This is a genomic window from Mycobacterium sp. IDUB_37 (assembly GCF_055419245.1).
In genome coordinates, this window is the sequence record NZ_JBVAXG010000007.1 from 251,233 (window position 1) to 268,572 (window position 17,340).

A 17,340-nucleotide genomic window follows, 5' to 3' on the forward strand; every position below is an offset into this window, starting at 1 on the left:
CGCGAGGCTCGGCGGACGCGTCGCGGTCTACCTGGTAGACAGAACCGGGAGACAGTGGAGCAAGGCAGGCGAAAGAGCCTTTATAACGACGCCAACGTAACCACACCGATACAATTCATCCACGTCGCAAATATGCAGCCGTCCCAGAATTTTGGTACTATCCCTGTGCAACAACATGGGCGAGCAAACTCGGATCCGGTCTTCTATCTGCCCAGGCAGAGCCTTGAGCTAGCCGGATGTTACCCCTCATTCCGCAAATCCAGCTTCGAAATTCCGCCTTGACCGGCTTCCCCATCTTCCGAAGGTGGACCGTCTGTACACCCGGAGCGCGACCGGTGCGTCCAGGGCATTTCCTATAAATCTGTTGTAGCGCAAGCTAATTGGCTTGATTTCGATCACGCACGATCGAACGCGCAACCGCCGAGATCCAACGCCGTTCAACAACCTTCAGCAATTGGGCCCAGCGCAGCCGATCATCCTGGACACGGAGAAGTTTTTAAGTCGCCCAGGCCGGCATCGGTTAAAGCCCAACCACGCTCGGCAAATCAGCAAACTAATGACCCCTTCAGCGGATCATCCACTTTCGACGCCTACGTACTCCGACACGTCAAACAGGTCTGTACAGCCCCTTTACACGAGGTCACTTTTCTATAACGATCGCCAGGCGGTGTCTATGTCTGTCAATTTGTGCGGCATGCTGCCATTCCAGACTGGTGCCAGGAGAGCTCGATCACACCCAGGTCCAGGGCGGTCGTTCGGGTCGACCGCCTGGCCTGTGTGAACTGGTTTGCATAGCACCTGAGAAAGGTTGGAGTAATGAACTTTTCGGTGCTACCACCCGAAATCAACTCAGCGCGACTGTTCATGGGCGCCGGCCCGGGGTCGATGCTGGCCGCGGCTGCGGCATGGGACGGCTTAGCCGCTGAGTTGGGTTCGGCGGCCGAGTCCTTTGGGTCCGTCACCGCCGGATTGGCGGCCGCGTCCTGGCAGGGCCCGGCTTCAATTGCTATGGCTGGTGCGGCCTCCCCGTACGTCGTCTGGTTGGCAGAAGCGGGATCTCAGGCGCTGCTGACCGCAGGCCAAGCGCGCTACGCTGCCGGCGCGTTCGAGGCGACTCTGGCAGCGACGGTCCATCCGTCGCTCGTCGCCGCGAACCGGGCCGAGGTCGTGTCGCTGGTGATGTCGAACATCTTCGGTCTGAACGCCCCCGCGATCGCGGCAACCGAGGCTCAGTACGAGCAGATGTGGGCCCAGGACGTGGCCGCGATGTTCGGCTACCACGCCGAGGTTTCGGCAGTCGTGTCGCAACTGACAAACTTCAACCTCTCCCTGCAGGGCCTTGCCGGCCTGGGGACAAACGCTGCGGCCACCGCGGAGTCGACCAAGACAAGCCTCATCAACATTGGCGGCGCCAACGTGGGTAGCCTCAATCTCGGTTTTGCAAACATCGGTGATAACAACATCGGTGCGGGCAACCTGGGTGGCGGCAACTTCGGCATCGGCAACCTGGGTAGTTCCAACTTCGGCTTCGCCAACATCGGCAATTCAAACTTTGGTTTCGGCAACGCCGGCATTGACTCGCTGGTCGGCATCGGCAACCAGGGATTCGCCAACACGGGTAATTACAACAACGGCATCGCCAACTTCGGTAACTCGAACATCGGCTTCGGGAACACCGGTAACGGCAATATCGGCATCGGCCTCACCGGCAACAACCAGTTCGGTATCGGCGGGCTCAACACCGGCAACGGCAACTTCGGCTTGTTTAACTCCGGCACCGGAAACTTCGGTATCGGCAACTCGGGTAGCTACAACACCGGCTTGTTCAACGCGGGCACGGCCAACACCGGCATCTTCAACGCCGGACTTGCCAGCACTGGCCTGGCGAACGCCGGGAATTACTCCACCGGCCTCTTCAACGTCGGGAACGTCAACACCGGCGCGATCAACGTCGGTGACATCAACACGGGCCTGTTCAACACCGGCAACCTCAACACCGGCTTATTCGCTACCGGAAACGGCATCAACCAGCTGTTCGGTGCCGGCGGGCCGGGTGGCCCGCTTCTCCTCTCGATCGACGCGTTCCCGATCACACTGGGTGGCACCCTCGGCCCACTCGTGCTCGGGCCCATCGACATTCTCCCGTTCCCGATCAACCTCGGCGGCACGATCGGCCCGCTGATCATTCCGCCGTTCACCGTCGACGCGTTCCCGCTGAACCTTGCCGGCACCGTCGGCCCCATCACCATCCCGCCGATCACCATCGGCCAGTTCCCGTTGAACATCGCCGGCACCATCGGCCCTATCGTCGTACCGCCGATCGAGATCCTGCCGTTCCCGTTGGCCCTCGGCGGCGACATCGGGCCGATCACCATCGACCCGATCAACATTCTCCCGTTCCCGCTGGCACTCGGCGGCACCGTGGGACCGATCACCACTCCGCCGATCACCATCGGCTCGATCCCGCTGGCTCTCGATGGCCTGGTCGGCCCGATCCGTATCGCGCCCCTGACGATCGAGCCGTTCCCGCTGAACCTCGACGGCCTGGTCGGCCCGATCACGATCAACCCGATCGAGATCATGCCGTTCCCGCTGAACCTCGACGGCCTGGTCGGCCCGATCACCATCAACCCCATCGAGATCCTGCCGTTCCCACTGGACCTCACCGGCACCGTCGGCGGAATCAACATTGCGCCGATCACGATCATGCCGTTCCCGCTGGACATCGGCGGCACGGTGGGCGGCTTCACCGTGCCTCCTATCACCATCACCGAGTTCCCCATCGGTCCCATCGTCGGCACTGTCGGGCCGTTCACGGTCCCGTCGATCACCGTCAACCCATTCGTCGTCGCTGCCAATGCACTGGGCTTCCCCGGCGGCATCCACGGCACTGTCGGACCCATCACCATTCCGGGGATCCACATCCAGCAATTCAGCACCGGGCCGATCACCGGCACGGTTGGTGGCATCACGATCAACCCGATCGGCTTAGGGATTAATGTCACAGGCGGTATCGGTCGGATCAATGTCGGCGGCCAGATTCCCGAGTTCGACTTGAACATCGGTCTGATCGGGTTGGGTGACGGCAGTGGCGGACCGATTGACCTATCGCAGATTTACATCTATCAAGCCGACCCGATAGAGCTTCACATTTCCGGTGGCACCTTGCCGATCTTTATTCAGCCATTCGACATCAACCTGAACCCGATCACCATCGGCCCCATCGATATCGATTCATTCACAATCAATGCCTTCGAATTGAACATCGATCCATTCGCCATCGGGGCTATCACCACCCAGCCGATCAACCTGCCGGAGATTCCGCTCAACATCGTCGGCACCATCGGCCCGATCAGTACACCGCCGATCCCGATCCCGGTCATTCCGCTGGGCCTGCAAGGTCAAATCGGCCCGATCATCACCCCGACGATCCACATCGACCCGATCCCGCTGTCCATTCTCGGCAACATCGGACCCATCGTCACCCCGGCGATCACCCTCGACCCGATCCCGCTGGGGATCCTCGGCACTGTCGGACCGATCGTCACCCCGGCGATCACCCTCGACCCGATCCCGCTGGGCATTCTCGGCACCGTCGGACCGATCGTCACACCGGAGATCCTCATCGACCCGATCCCGCTGAGCATCCTGGGCGACGTCGGACCGATCAAGATCGACCCGATCACGATCAACCCGATCCCACTGGGCATCAACGGCACAATCGGCCCGATCTCCACGCCGCCGATCACGCTCGGCAGGTTCCCGCTGAGCATCGCCGGCACCGTCGGGCCGATCGTCACGCCGGAGATCGACATCCTGACGTTCCCGCTGACCCTCGGCGGAACAATCGGACCCATCGTCACGCCGGAGATCAACGTGCTGGCGTTCCCGCTGGGAATCCTCGGCTCGATTGGACCGATCACCACGCCGACAATCCAGATTCTCGCGTTCCCACTAGAGATCGGCGGCACGATCGGACCCATCCAGGTCCCGCAGATCACCATCACCGGCCCGATCGACCTGGGAGGCGTGATCGGTCCGCTGCAGCTCCGACTGCTTGGCTCGTTGCCGACTCAGCTGACAAGCATTGGCACGACGAGCGTGACTGCCTTCGATTCCTCGGGGTTGTTCAACAGCGGCAGCGGCAACTCGGGCTTCTTCAATACGTCAACCGGAAGCCAGGGGAGCTCGGGCATCGGCAACTCCGGCGCGCTGATCTCGGGCATCAACAATGTGGGCAACACGCTCTCGGGCTTCGGCAACATCAGCTCGCTGGACGCCGTCACTGCCGCCTTCACCTCCGGTATCGGCAACATCGGCTCCAAGCTGTCCGGCCTTCTGTTCCAAGGTGTCGGACCGTAATGGGCCGGGTCGTGCCGGGCGACCGGATGGGACCTGCGGCGAGCGTGAACACCACGCCGCAGGGCTTCTCCGGCGCCGCCACCTTCCGATGCCGAGCGGGCCCAGAGCGCCCGGCCGAAGTAGGCGATGCCCGAGTTCGAAAAAAGCGAATTGCATGCGCTTGACGGGCAGACACCGAAACCCGTTGTGCCTCAGCAATACATCTTGAATAGCTATCGAGTCTGCCACCCCCTCAACGCGCTGCAGGAGCGTCATGAGACTCGCTTTGCACGGATCTAAGACGGTTTGGTCTTGGCATTTCCGCATCCCTTTCTTGTTCCACACATGCCCAATAACCACTGATCAGCTCGCCCACCAGGCTTAACTTCTAGGGAATCCGAGGTGCCATGTCCTACTTGGTCGCGGTAAACGACGCACTCGTCTTAGCAACTACTGACCTCTCCGAACTCTCTGCGGCGCTTAACAATGCGTACGCCGCGGCGGCCTCGCCCACCACAAACGTGGCCGCCGCAGCCGCCGACGAGGTGTCTGTTGCCATTGCGAAGCTGTTCGGCACACAGGGCCAGGAGTACCAGGCCATCGCAGCCCAAGCCGCACGGTTCCACGAGCAGTTCGTGAGCACCCTGGGTGCTGGCGCGGGGACCTACGCCACCGCTGAAGCGTTCAACATCGACCAGCTGTTCGGCAGCCTGAACGCCGGCGTGCGCACCTTCGTCAACGCCGAAGCCGCAGCCGTCGGGCAGATGACAACGGCCATCGGTGCTACCGCGGCGAGCATCGCCACCATCGGCGGATTCGACATCGAGGCGTTCCTCGCCAACCTGATCAACTCGATCCGGAACGCGTTCAACAACATCGCCGGCGCCCTCAACATCGACCAATTCGTTGCGTCCGTCAGCGCCAGCGCCCGTAACGCTCTGAGCGCCGTCGGCAACGTCGGCGCCTTCAATATCGACGGGTTCATCTCGTCGATCACCAACACCGCGCGCAACCTCTTCAGCAGCGGTCCCGCATTCCAACTCGATCAGTTCATCGCATCCGTCACCGCGACCGCGCGAGCCTTCGCGACCGCCGACGCGTTTGCCCTCACTCAGCTTTTCCAGCGCCTGGCATCCCTCAACCCGATCACCGGCCTGCAGAGCCTCACCGGCAACCAGGGCTTCACCGGATTCAGCTCCTTCACCGGCACCAACGCCGGGGAGATCGTGCTCGAAGTGATCAACGCGCCCACCGAAGCGCTGTTCGGGCGCGCGCTGATCGGTAACGGCATCGACGGCGCCGCGGGCACCGGTGCAGCCGGCGGGCCTGGCGGTTTCTTGCTCGGCAACGGCGGTAACGGCGGATCCGGCGGCACCACCAACATCAACGGCGGCGCCGGCGGCGCGGCGGGTCTGGTCGGCAACGGCGGTATCGGCGGGGCCGGCGCGACCGGTGGCGCGGGCGGCATCGGCGGGGCCGGCGGTTGGCTCCTGGGTAACGGCGGCGCCGGCGGTTTGGGCAATCTCAATGTCGGCGGCAACGGCGGTTCGGCGTACCTGTTCGGTGCCGGCGGGGCGGGCGGCGGCAGCATCGGCAGCGCCGGCGGCGTCGGCGGTGTCGGCGGCTTCCTCTATGGCGACGGCGGTAGCGGCGGCAGTGGTCTGGCCGGCGCGGCCGGTGGTCAGGCCTTCCTTCTCGGCAACGGCGGTAACGGTGGCAGTGGCGCCGCCGGCGGTGGCGCCGGCGGAAACGCGGGCTTACTGGCCGGATTCGGCGGTGCGGGTGGCTCTGGCGGAACGACCGGAATCGGTGGCAACGGCGGCAACGCCGGCTACATCTTCGGCAGTGCCGGTACCGGCGGCGACGGCACCATCGGCGGCAACGGCGGCAACGCGGGCCTGATCCTCAACGGTGGGGCAGGCGGCAACGGAACGACCGGCGTCGGCGGTGCGGGTGGTCAGGGCGGTTGGCTCATCGGTAACGGCGGTCCCGGTGGCGCCGGTGTCGCCGGCGGTGGCGCCGGCGGTAACGCCGTCTTGTTCGGCTTCGGCGGTGACGGCGGCTCCGGCGGGCTCACCGGTGTCGGCGGCAACGGTGGTAACGGTGGCTTCTTCATCGGCGACGGTGGTGTCGGCGGTACCGGCAACGGCGGCGGACACGGCGGTGACGGCGGGTACCTCGGTTACGGCAATGGCGGCGCTGGCGGTGTCGGCATCGGCGGCGGCCACGGCGGTGTCGGCGGTCGCGGTGCACGGCTGATCGGTAACGGCGGCGTGGGCGGTGCCGGTGACGGCGGCGGTGGCCGCGGTGGCAACGCCGGATACATCGGTGACGGTGGCGCAGGTGGAACCGGCGTGGGCCTCACCAGCGCGGGCGGCTTCGGTGGCGTCGGTGGCGACATCTTCGGCAACGGCGGTAACGGCGGCAACGGCTTCGTCGGTGGCCGCGGCGGCGACTCTGGCTTCATCGGCAACGGCGGTCACGGCGGTAACGGCTGGGCTGGCGGCGATGGTGGTAACGGCGGCAACGCCGTGTTCCTCGGCTCCGGCGGTGCGGGCGGTTACGGCAGCAACGGCTTCGGGCCTGGCGGCGCAGGCGGTGCCGGTGGCAACGGCGGCACGGGCGGATTGCTGGCCGGTTCCGGCGGCTTCGGTGGCGCCGGTGGTAACGGCGCTGCCGGTGAACTTGGCACCCAAGGCACCGCAGCTGTCGGTCCCAGCCAGGCCGGTGGTAACGGCGGCGACGGCGGCTTCGGTGGAGCAGGTGGCCGTGGCGGCGTCGGTGGCGCTGCCGGGCCATTGTTCGGCAACGGCGGTAACGGCGGCGCTGGTGGTATCGGTGGCATCGGCGGCAATGGTGGTGCCGGCGCCGACGGCAGCGCAGGTATCACCGACCCCTTGACCGGGAAAGGCACCGTGGGTGGCGCAGGCGGCAACGGTGGCATCGGTGGTGGCGGCGGCAACGGCGGTACCGGCGGACAAGCCGGCGGCGGCGGCAGCCTGATCGGCGCCAATGGTCTGGTCGGTAACGGCGGCAACGCCGGCGGCGGCGGCGACGGCGGAACGCCGGGCAACGGCGGGGCCGGCGGTCTGGGCGGCGTCTTCGGCGGGAATGCACAAGCAGGTGGGGCCGGCGGCGCCGGCGGCAACCCGGGTGCCGCAGGTCTCGGCGGCCTGGGCGGCGCGGCTGGCGGTCCGACGGGTATCAACGGCGCGGACGGCCTCGAAGGCGGCAAGGCGACCAGTGGCGGTAACGGTGGTGCCGGCGGTAACGGCGCCGACGCCACTACTCCTGGCGACAACGGCGGTGACGGCGGTGCCGGTGGTGCCGCGGGAGAGTACGGCAACGGTGGCGCCGGCGGTCGCGGCGGCAACGGCTTGGCCGGAGCGGACGGTGCCAACGGAACAACACCCCTCACGCCCGGTGCAGACGGCGGTGATGGCGACAACGGCCAGGCCGGTGGCGCAGGCGGTAAGGGTGGCGCCGGTGGCGCCGGCGGATCCGTCAAGGGCGACGGTGGCGCCGGTGGTGTCGGCGGTCTCGGCTCCAACGGCGGCAACGGCGGCAACGGTTCGAGCGGCAACGCGGGCATCACTCTGCCCTCCGGTGCCGGCCTGGCCGGCGGCAACGGCGGCAGCGGCGGTAACGGTGGCGCAGGCGGTAACGGCGGTGCCGGCGGTCTCGGAGGTAGCTCTTCCTTCGGTAAGGCAGGCGCCAACGCCGACGGCGGCGCTGCCGGCAGTGGCGGCAACGGCGGCATACCCGGCAATGGCGGCGACGGCGGCAGTGGCGCCGAAGTCGGCGGTGTCGTCGGTAACGGCGCACAGGGCGGCAACGGTGGCAACCCGGGCGTTGGGGGTGCCGCGGGGATCGGTGGCGCGGCCGGCGGGCTCGGAGCCAATGACGGTGCCGACGGTACGAAGGGCATCTCGCCGATGGCCGGAGGCAACGGCGGCAACGGCGGCAACGGCGGCAACGCGGTCACACCCGGCCTCAGCGGCGGGAACGCCGGCGCCGGCGGCAACGGCGGCACGTACGGCAACGGCGGGAACGGTGGTGCCGGCGGTAACGGCGCCCAAGGCACTGACGGCATCGACGGCATCACGCCGCCCGGTGCGGGTCAGAACGGCGGTAATGGCACGGTCGGCCAGGCCGGTGGTTCCGGTGGTTCCGGTGGCGCAGGTGGCGCCGGCGGTGTGCAAGCCGGCAATGGCGGTAACGGTGGCGTCGGTGGTCTCGGCGCCAACGGCGGCGTCGGCGGATCCGGCTCCAATGGCAACGCGGGCAACACCGGAATTGACGGCAACGGCATCGCCGGCGGCAGCGGCGGTAATGGCGCAAACGGTGGCGCAGGTGGCGCAGGTGGCGCCGGCGGTGCTGCCGGTGTCGCCACCGGTAAAGGCACCAGCGGTACCGCTGGGAACGGCGGGGACGCCGGCAGCGGCGGCAACGGCGGTACCCCGGGTGACGGTGGCGCAGGTGGCAACGGCGGCATCGACGTCCTGGGCAATGCCGGCAACGGTGCCGACGGCGGTAAGGGCGGCAACCAAGGTCTGGGTGGCGCCGCCGGAACGGGCGGTCTGGCCGGTGGCCTCGGTGCGAGCAACGGCAACAACGGCGCGGTCGGCCTCACGCCGACCAGCGGCGGCAACGGCGGTACCGGCGGCAACGGCGCCAGCGCCGTCACGCCCGGTGGTGCAGGCGGCAACGCCGGTAACGGTGGCGCCGGCGGCAACGTCGGCAACGGCGGCAACGGCGGCACTGGCGGTAACGGCGCAACCGGCTCGAACGGTGCGGTGGGCAACCAACCCACACTTCCTGGCCAGGCTGGCGGCAACGGCGGCGACGGCAAGGACGGCGGCATCGGTGGTACGGGCGGTCGAGGCGGTGCCGGTGGAGCCCAGGCCGGTAACGGTGGCAATGGCGGCGTAGGCGGCATCGGCGGCAGCGGCGGCAACGGCGGAGCGGGCGCGAACGGCGCCTTGGGCGCCACTGACCCCGGTACCGGAATCGGCGGCGACGGCGGAGCCGGTGGTAACGGCGGCATCGGCGGTAATGGTGCCAATGGCGGCGCTGGCGGAGCCGGCGGTGACTCGGCCTTCGGCAGCAAGGGCACTGACGCAAACGGCGGGAACGCCGGTAGCGGCGGTACCGGCGGCGCGGCCGGCGCTGGTGGCGACGGATCCGACGGCGCCGTCTTCGGCGGTGTCGCCCAGAACGGCGGCAACGGTGGCGAGGGTGGCGACCGTGGCGTCGGAGGCAACGCAGGCAGTGGCGGTGCGGCCGGCGGCCCGGGCGCTGTTAACGGCGCCGACGGCACCAAGGGCGGCAACGGCGCCGGCGCTAACGGCGGTAACGGTGGTGCGGGCGCGAACGCGACCACCCCGGGTGGTGCCGGCGGCAACGGCGGTGCGGGCGGCGACGCCGGCATCGTCGGCAACGGCGGCCATGGTGGCGCCGGTGGCAGCGGCGCCAACGGCACAGACGGCACCGATGGCGCTCTGGCGGTCGGATTCGGCGGCGACGGCGGCAGCGCCACTTCCGGCATCGCCGGGGGTAACGGCGGTAGCGGTGGCGCCGGTGGTATCGGCGGATCCGAATCAGGCAACGGTGGCGAGGGCGGCGTCGGCGGCGCCGGCGGCAACGGCGGCAACGGCGGTGTCGGCGCCAACGGCAACGCGGGCAACACCGACGTCAACGGCAACGGTGTCGACGGGGGCAACGGCGGCAACGGCGGCAACGGCGCGGTCGGCGGCAACGGCGGCACCGGCGGTCTGGGCGGAAACGCCGCAGCCGGCAACGCAGGTGCTTCCGGCAACGGCGGGGCCGCGGGTAACGGCGGTAACGGTGGCGCGTCGGGCTACGGCGGCAACGGCGGTAACGGCGCGGTCGTCGCCGGAGTCGCGGGCGACGGCGGCGACGGCGGCAACGGCGGTATCCAGGGCACCGGTGCCAGCGCCGGAAACGTCGGCCAAGCCGGCGGCCCGGGCGCGCAGAACGGTGCCGCTGGGATCAACGGCCTCGACTCCAAGGCCGGCGGCGCGGGTGGCCTCGGCGGCGACGGCGCCGACGCGACGGTGGCCGGTGGCAACGGCGGCGACGCAGGCGCCGGCGGTAACGCCGGTACCTACGGCAACGGCGGCGCGGGCGGTTCCGGCGGCGATGGCTTCGCCGGCGCCAATGGCAGCAAGGGCACGCCGAACGGCGGCACCGGCGGTGACGGTCTTGCCGGCGGCAGCGGTGGTGCCGGTGGCGCCGGCGGCGACGCGGTCAACGGCACCAGTGGCGCCGGCGGCCAGGGCGGCATTGGCGCCAAGGGCGGCACCGGCGGTGACGGCGCCAACGGCTTTGCCGGCCAGACGCCCGGTGCGAACGGCAACGCCGGCGGTAGCGGCGGCAACGGTGGTGTCGGCGGCAACGGCGGCAAGGGCGGCGCGGGCGGCGACTCGCAGTTCGGTCCCCAGGGCGTCGACGGTAACGGCGGCGCCGCGGGCAACGGCGGCAACGGCGGCGCACCCGGTAACGGTGGCGCTGGCGCAGCCGGGGCGGCCGACGGCGGTAACGGCGGTAACGGCGGCAACGGCGGCAACCCGGGAACGGCTGGCAAGGGCGGAACCGGCGGGGACGCGGGTGGCACCACGGGCACCATCGGCGCCAACGGTGTTGCCGGAACGGCGCCCACCAGCGGCGGTAACGGCGGCGCCGGCGGCAGCGGCACCAACGCCACCACTCCGGGCAATTCCGGTGGTGCGGGCGGCACCGGTGGTGCGGGCGGTCTGTACGGCAACGGCGGTGACGGCGGCAACGGCGGCAACGGCGCTGCGGGCAACAACGGCACCAACGGCAACGCGGGCGGACTCGGCATCAACGGTGGCAACGGCTCCGCCGGCCAAACTGGCGGCGCAGGCGGCGCGGCCGGTGCGGGTGGCGCCGGCGGCGCGAAGGCCGGTAACGGTGGTGCCGGTGGCATCGGCGGTAACGGCGCGAATGGCGGCACCGGCGGATTCGGTGGTGCCGGCGGTGCCGGTGTCCTCGGCGGCGGGTCCGGCGGCGCGGGCGGCAACGGTGCTGTAGGCGGTGACGGCGGCGGCGGTGGCGCCGGCGGGGCCGGCGGCGCGTCAGCGTTCGGTAAGGCCGGTAACGGCGGCAAGGGCGGCAACGCCGGCAACGGTGGCCTCGCCGGAGACGGCGGCGTCGGCGGCGCAGGCAGCACCGGTGGTAACGGCGCAGGGTCCGGTGGGGCCGGCGGCAACGGTGCCAACCCGGGTACCGGCGGTAACGGTGGCGCCGGAGGCGCTGCAGGCGGTGCCGGTGCGACGGGCGGAACCGCTGGTACGAACGGCACCACGCCGACGACCGGTGGTAACGGCGGCAACGGCGGTGCCGGGGCAAGCGCGGTCACCGCTGGCGGCAACGGCGGCAACGGCGGCAACGGCGGTCTGGCCGGTAGCCGTGGTAACGGCGGATCCGGCGGCAACGGCGGTAACGGCCTGGCCGGCGCTAACGGGCCTGATGGCGGCGTGAGCACGAACGGCACCGCAGGCGGCAAGGGCGGCTCTGGTGGTGTCGGTGGCAATGGCGCCGCCGGCGGCTCGATCTCCGGTAACGGCGGCAACGGCGGATCCGGCGGCATCGGCATGAACGGCGGCACCGGCGGCAACGGCGGCAACGGCAACCCAGGCGCTCTGGGCGTCGTCGGCGGCAATGGCGGCAACGGCGCTGACGGCGGCGGCGGCGGCAACGGCGGCAACGGCGGTTCTGCGGGCACGGCCACTAACGGCACCCAAGGCAAGGCCGGCAACGGCGGTGCCTCCGGCAGCGGCGGTAACGGTGGCGTCGGCGGCAACGGTGGCCGCGGCGGCGACGGTGCGGCCGCTGGTGCCAACGGTGCAAACGGCGGCAACGGTGGCGACCGTGGCAACGGCGGCGCAGCCGGGACAGCGGGCTTTGCAGGAGCCGGATCCGGCGGTACGAACGGCGTTGCCGGCAAGGCCGGCTTCACGCCCGTCAGTGGCGGTAACGGCGGCAACGGTGGCAACGGTCAAGACGCGACCGCTCCGGGCGGCAAGGGCGGCAGCGGCGGGGCCGGCGGTAACGCAGGCAACGTCGGCAACGGCGGCAGCGGCGGCAAGGGCGGTAACGGCGCTGACGGCCTGGTCGGTACCAACCCCGGCGGCAACATCACCCAGCCTCAGGCAGGTACGGGTAGCACCGGAGCCCCCAACCCCAATGGCAACGGCGGCAACGGCGGCACCGGCACCTCGGGTATCGCCGGCCAGACCGGTGGCCTGGGTGGTGGTGGCGGTAACGGCGCCACCACCGCCAACAACGCTCCGGTTTCCGGCGGCAACGGCGGCGGCGGCGGGTTCGGCGGCAGCGGCGCACCCGGCGGCGGCGGCGGCAATGGCGGTGCAGGCAACTCGAGCGGCACCAACAGCCCCGCGACCGGCGGCGACGGCGGTGACGGCGGCGTCGGTGGCGCAGGAGCGGTCGGCGGCGTCGGCGGCAAGGGTGGCACCGGCACGGCCAACGCAACCTCGAGCAACGCGTTCGGCGGTAAGGGCGGTGCAGGCGGCAGCGGCGGTACCGGTCAGGCCGGCGGTAACGGCGGCGATGGCGGTGCCGCCACTGCCCAAACCGGAACCGGCACAGTCGCCCAGGGCGGCAATGGCGGTGCCGGTGGCACTGGTGGCACAGGTGCCATTGGTGGTACTGGCGGCGCCGGCGGCAACGGCGGCGCGGCCGGTAACGGCGGATCGCTGCTCGGCAACGCGGGCACCGGCGGTATCGGCGGTAACGGCGGTAAGGGTGGCGTCGGCGCAACCGGCGCTGTCGGAGGTAACGGCGGCAACGGCGCCACCGCTTCGGGCGCCAGCAACAACCTGCAAGGGTTCGGCGGTGTCGGTGGTACCGGTGGCGCCGGCGGTGTCGGTGGTACCGGTGGCGCTGGTGGTAACGGTGGCGCGGCCGGTCTCAACAGCAACGGCACCTTGGGCGCGGGCGGCGGCGGCGGCTCGGGCGGACTGGGCGGCACCGGCGGCGGCGGCGGTGCGGGCGGTACCGGCGGTCTTGGGCAAGCTCCCTCGGTCAACGGTGCCGACGGCAGCCAAGGCAAGGGCGGCACAATCGGCGCGGCTGGCCAACCAGGCTGAGCCGGAGTGCTCGGCAACCCCGGTTCACCGGGGTTGCCGAGCACCGGTAACCCTCCCCCACAACCTGTACCGTTCGGAATATGTCAGAGGTCGTTACCGGGGACGCCGTAGTACTCGACGTCCAGATCGCTCAGCTACCGGTACGTGCCCTCAGCGCGATCATCGATCTCACGGTGGTCTTTGCCGTCTACATCCTCGGCTTGATGATGTGGGCGGCTTCGCTGTCTCAATTCGATGAAGCTCTGACCGTCGCCTTCCTGATCATCTTCACCGTGCTGGCAATGGTCGGTTACCCCGTCATGGTCGAGACGGCTACCAGGGGGCGCTCGGTGGGCAAGATGGTGATGGGCTTGCGCGTCGTCTCCGACGACGGCGGCCCGGAACGCTTCCGCCAGGCGTTGTTCCGCGCGCTCGCAGCGGTGATCGAGATCTGGATGCTGGTGGGCAGCCCGGCAGTCATCTGCAGCGTGCTGTCGCCGAAGGCCAAGCGCGTCGGCGACATGTTCGCCGGCACCGTCGTCGTCAGTGAGCGCGGTCCACGACTCGGACCGCCACCGATGATGCCGCCGGCGCTGGCAGGTTGGGCCGCGTCGTTACAGCTGTCCGGGCTGGCCCCCGGCCAGGCCGAGGTGGCCCGCCAATTCCTCTCTCGTGCGACGCAACTTGATCCCGCATTACGAGACCAGATGGCATACCGGATCGCCGGTGACGTGGTCTCCCGCATCGCGCCACCGCCGCCACCGGGCGTGCCGCCGCAACTGATCCTCGCCGCGGTGCTGGCCGAACGGCACCGGCGCGAACTCGCTCGATTGCGTCCGCAACCCGTTGCGGGTGGGCCGCCGGCTCCTGGCTGGCCGCCACCCCAGGGCTGGGCCCAACCGCAGGGTTGGCCATCACCGCCGCAAGGATGGGCGTCCGGGCCGCCTAGTGCACCACAATCTGGGCCGGTCCACAGTCCTAGCGCCACTCAGAGTTCTGACGCGGGCGGATTTTCGCTTCCGACCTAGTACTGCGCCACGCTGACCGCCAATAGGGCAACGTCGACAACCAGCAGTCCCAATCCGCACACCGGAACCGCGATGCCGTTGCGTCGCTTGGCGGTGAAGACCGATGCCACGATCACCAACAGCGCCACCACCGGCGGTCCGTAGAAGAGGGCGTCAAAGCTAATCCCCGCGCCCAGCCGGGGACATTGACCGCCGGTGCACGAATCAGTGCTCATCACCGCCCCGAGGGCGAACAGCATGGCGATCGCCGCGCCCGGCACCGTCAAGAGTGCCAACACCCAGTTGACCCCGGAACGAGCCTTGCCGTCGTCACTCTTGCCTCGTGCGCGATCGGCAGCGCTGTCGTGTCCACTCGCCGCCGTCATGTTGCTGCTATCGCCGTTCATCTGTCAGGTGCTACCCCCATCGACCCGGGACAAACGATCGGGAATGAAGCCGACGTTGCATCACGTTAGTTTACGATATATCGTGATAGTCGGAAACAGATCGGAGAGTGCCATACCGGCACCTCCCCAAGACATCAGAAGGACAACACACATGAACACCCCATTCACTCCTCCCAGCGGGCCTTTCGGCCCGCGTCCGGGATTCGGATTCGGCCTGCCGGGTTTCGCCGGAGCCGGCCCCGCACAACGGCGCGCACTGCATGGCGCCAGGCGGCACGCTCGTCGGGAATTCTTCGAAAACCTCCGCGACCAAGCGGGCGACCATGACGGCCCGATGGGCTTTGGTCCGGGCTTCGGCCCAGGATTCGGTCCAGGCTTCGGCCCCGGTTTCGGGTTCGGGCCGGGCGGCCGAGGCGGCGGACGTCGCGGCGGCCGTGGCCGGCGAGGCGACGTGCGGGCAGCCATCCTGGTGCTGCTCAGCGATCGGCCGATGCACGGCTACGAGATGATCCAGCAGATCGCCGAGCGCAGCAATGGCATCTGGAAGCCGAGCCCCGGTTCGGTCTACCCGACCCTGCAGTTGCTCACCGACGAGGGCCTGATCACGGCCAACGAAACCGACGGCAACAAGAAGCTTTTCGAGTTGACCGACGACGGCCGTGCCGCCGCGGAGAAGGTCGAGACCCCGCCGTGGGACGAGATCGCTGAGGGCGTGGCTCCCGGACACATCAACCTCCGGACCGCGACGCGTCAGCTGTTTGGCGCGGTTGCGCAGTCGACCCACGCTGCTACCGCTGAGCAACAGCAACGCATTGTCGACGTGCTCAACAATGCACGGCGCGAGGTCTACGGCATCCTCGGCGAGGACTGAGCACCAGACGGCAGCGCACCCTGGGTCAGGAGACGTCGACCCAATCCAGGGTGCGCTGCACTGCTTTGCGCCAGCCTGCGTACCCTTCGGCCCGCTGGTCGTCGTCCCAGTTCGGCGACCAGCGTTTGTCCTCCTGCCAGTTGGCACGAAGGTCGGACGGGTCGGCCCAATACCCCACTGACAGCCCCGCCGCGTAGGCGACGCCAAGCGCGGTCGTCTCGGCGACCACCGGACGAACCACGTCCACACCCAGCACGTCAGCCTGTATCTGCATGCACAGATCGTTGGCCGTAATACCGCCGTCCACCTTCAATACTTCGAGATGGACGCCGGAATCGGCCTTCATAGCGTCCACCACGTCGCGGCTCTGATAGCAGATCGCCTCGAGGGTGGCGCGGGCGACGTGCGCATTGGTGTTGAACCGCGACAACCCGACGATGGCGCCCCGGGCGTCGGAGCGCCAGTACGGCGCAAATAGTCCCGAGAACGCCGGCACGAAGTAGACGCCGCCGTTGTCGTCGACCTGCCGGGCCAGTGACTCGCTTTGCGCGGCGCCACTGATGATGCCCAGTTGATCGCGCAGCCACTGCACGGCCGATCCGGTGACCGCGATCGAACCCTCCAATGCATAAACGGGTTTGGCGTCGCCAAACTGGTAGCAGACCGTGGTCAGCAGGCCATTCTCCGAACGCACGATCGACTCGCCGGTGTTGAGCAGCAGGAAATTGCCGGTGCCGTACGTGTTCTTGGCCTCGCCTGCCTCCAGACACACCTGGCCGACCATCGCGGCGTGCTGGTCGCCGAGCACGCCGGTGATCGGCACCTCGCCGCCCACGGGACCGGCTTCAGACGTCACGCCGTAGGGCTGCAGCGGTGACGACGGCTCGATCTTCGGCAGCATCGCCCGCGGAATCGAGAAGAACGACAGCAGTTCATCGTCCCAATCCAGCGTTTCCAGGTTCATCAGCATGGTCCTGCTGGCGTTGGTGACGTCGGTGATGTGCACGCCCCCGCGCGGGCCGCCGGTCAGATTCCACAGGACCCAGGTGTCAGCGGTCCCGAACAGTGCGTCGCCGCGCTCCGCGTCCGCACGCACGCCGTCGACGTTCTCCAATATCCACTGCAGCTTGCCGCCGGAGAAGTAGGTCGCCGGCGGTAGACCCGCCTTTCGTCGGATCACGTCGCCACGACCGTCCCGGTCCAGCGCCGTCGCTATCCGGTCGGTGCGGGTGTCTTGCCAGACGATTGCGTTGTAGTACGGACGCCCGGTCTTGCGGTTCCACACCAGCGTCGTCTCACGCTGATTGGTGATACCCAGTGCCGCAATATCTTTCGCCGCGATGTTGCTCGAGTTCAGCACCGACATCAGCACCGAGGCGGTGCGCTCCCAGATCTCGACCGGATTGTGCTCCACCCAGCCGGCACGCGGCAGGATCTGGTCGTGCTCGAGTTGGTGACGGGCGACCTCGGCACCGTCGTGATCAAAGATCATGCAGCGCGTGCTGGTGGTGCCCTGATCGATGGCCGCAACGAATTCAGCCAACTGAACTCTCCTAGGGTGCCGTTGGAAATCGTCAGTGATT

At 68.8% G+C, this 17,340-nt stretch carries 5 protein-coding genes and 1 pseudogene; 4 read left to right on the top strand and 2 right to left on the bottom strand.

Translation table 11 applies throughout. The annotated features are described in order from the left end of the window. Window positions 1-816 precede the first annotated feature (816 nt). From ACZY1I_RS23195 to ACZY1I_RS23205, 3 genes are all read left to right on the top strand, one after another. Window positions 817-4,362 (top strand): PPE domain-containing protein, encoded by a 3,546-nt coding sequence (locus ACZY1I_RS23195; protein ID WP_463757725.1) that lies wholly within the window; start codon window positions 817-819, stop codon window positions 4,360-4,362. A 386-nt stretch (window positions 4,363-4,748) separates the two neighbouring features. Continuing rightward, window positions 4,749-13,493: a PE family protein gene (locus ACZY1I_RS23200; protein ID WP_463757728.1), complete on the top strand. Its 8,745-nt coding sequence runs from the start codon at window positions 4,749-4,751 to the stop codon at window positions 13,491-13,493. An 80-nt stretch (window positions 13,494-13,573) separates the two neighbouring features. Then, window positions 13,574-14,500 carry an RDD family protein gene (locus ACZY1I_RS23205; protein WP_463757731.1) on the top strand — a complete coding sequence of 309 codons (927 nt, stop codon included), beginning with the start codon at window positions 13,574-13,576 and terminating at the stop codon, window positions 14,498-14,500. On the opposite strand, the gene ACZY1I_RS23210 is transcribed toward ACZY1I_RS23205, so the two are convergent. After that, window positions 14,497-14,886, bottom strand: a complete 390-nt coding sequence (locus tag ACZY1I_RS23210; RefSeq protein ID WP_463757733.1) for a hypothetical protein — start codon at window positions 14,884-14,886, stop codon at window positions 14,497-14,499. The genes ACZY1I_RS23205 and ACZY1I_RS23210 overlap by 4 nt on opposite strands. A 151-nt stretch (window positions 14,887-15,037) precedes the next feature. On the opposite strand from ACZY1I_RS23210, the gene ACZY1I_RS23215 reads away from it, so the two are divergent. Next, window positions 15,038-15,757 carry a PadR family transcriptional regulator gene (locus tag ACZY1I_RS23215; RefSeq protein ID WP_463757735.1) on the top strand — a complete coding sequence of 240 codons (720 nt, stop codon included), beginning with the start codon at window positions 15,038-15,040 and terminating at the stop codon, window positions 15,755-15,757. 25 nt (window positions 15,758-15,782) lie between these two features. On the opposite strand, the pseudogene glpK reads toward ACZY1I_RS23215, so the two are convergent. Next, window positions 15,783-17,329, bottom strand: a pseudogene (gene glpK, locus ACZY1I_RS23220) (glycerol kinase GlpK). Window positions 17,330-17,340 lie beyond the last annotated feature (11 nt).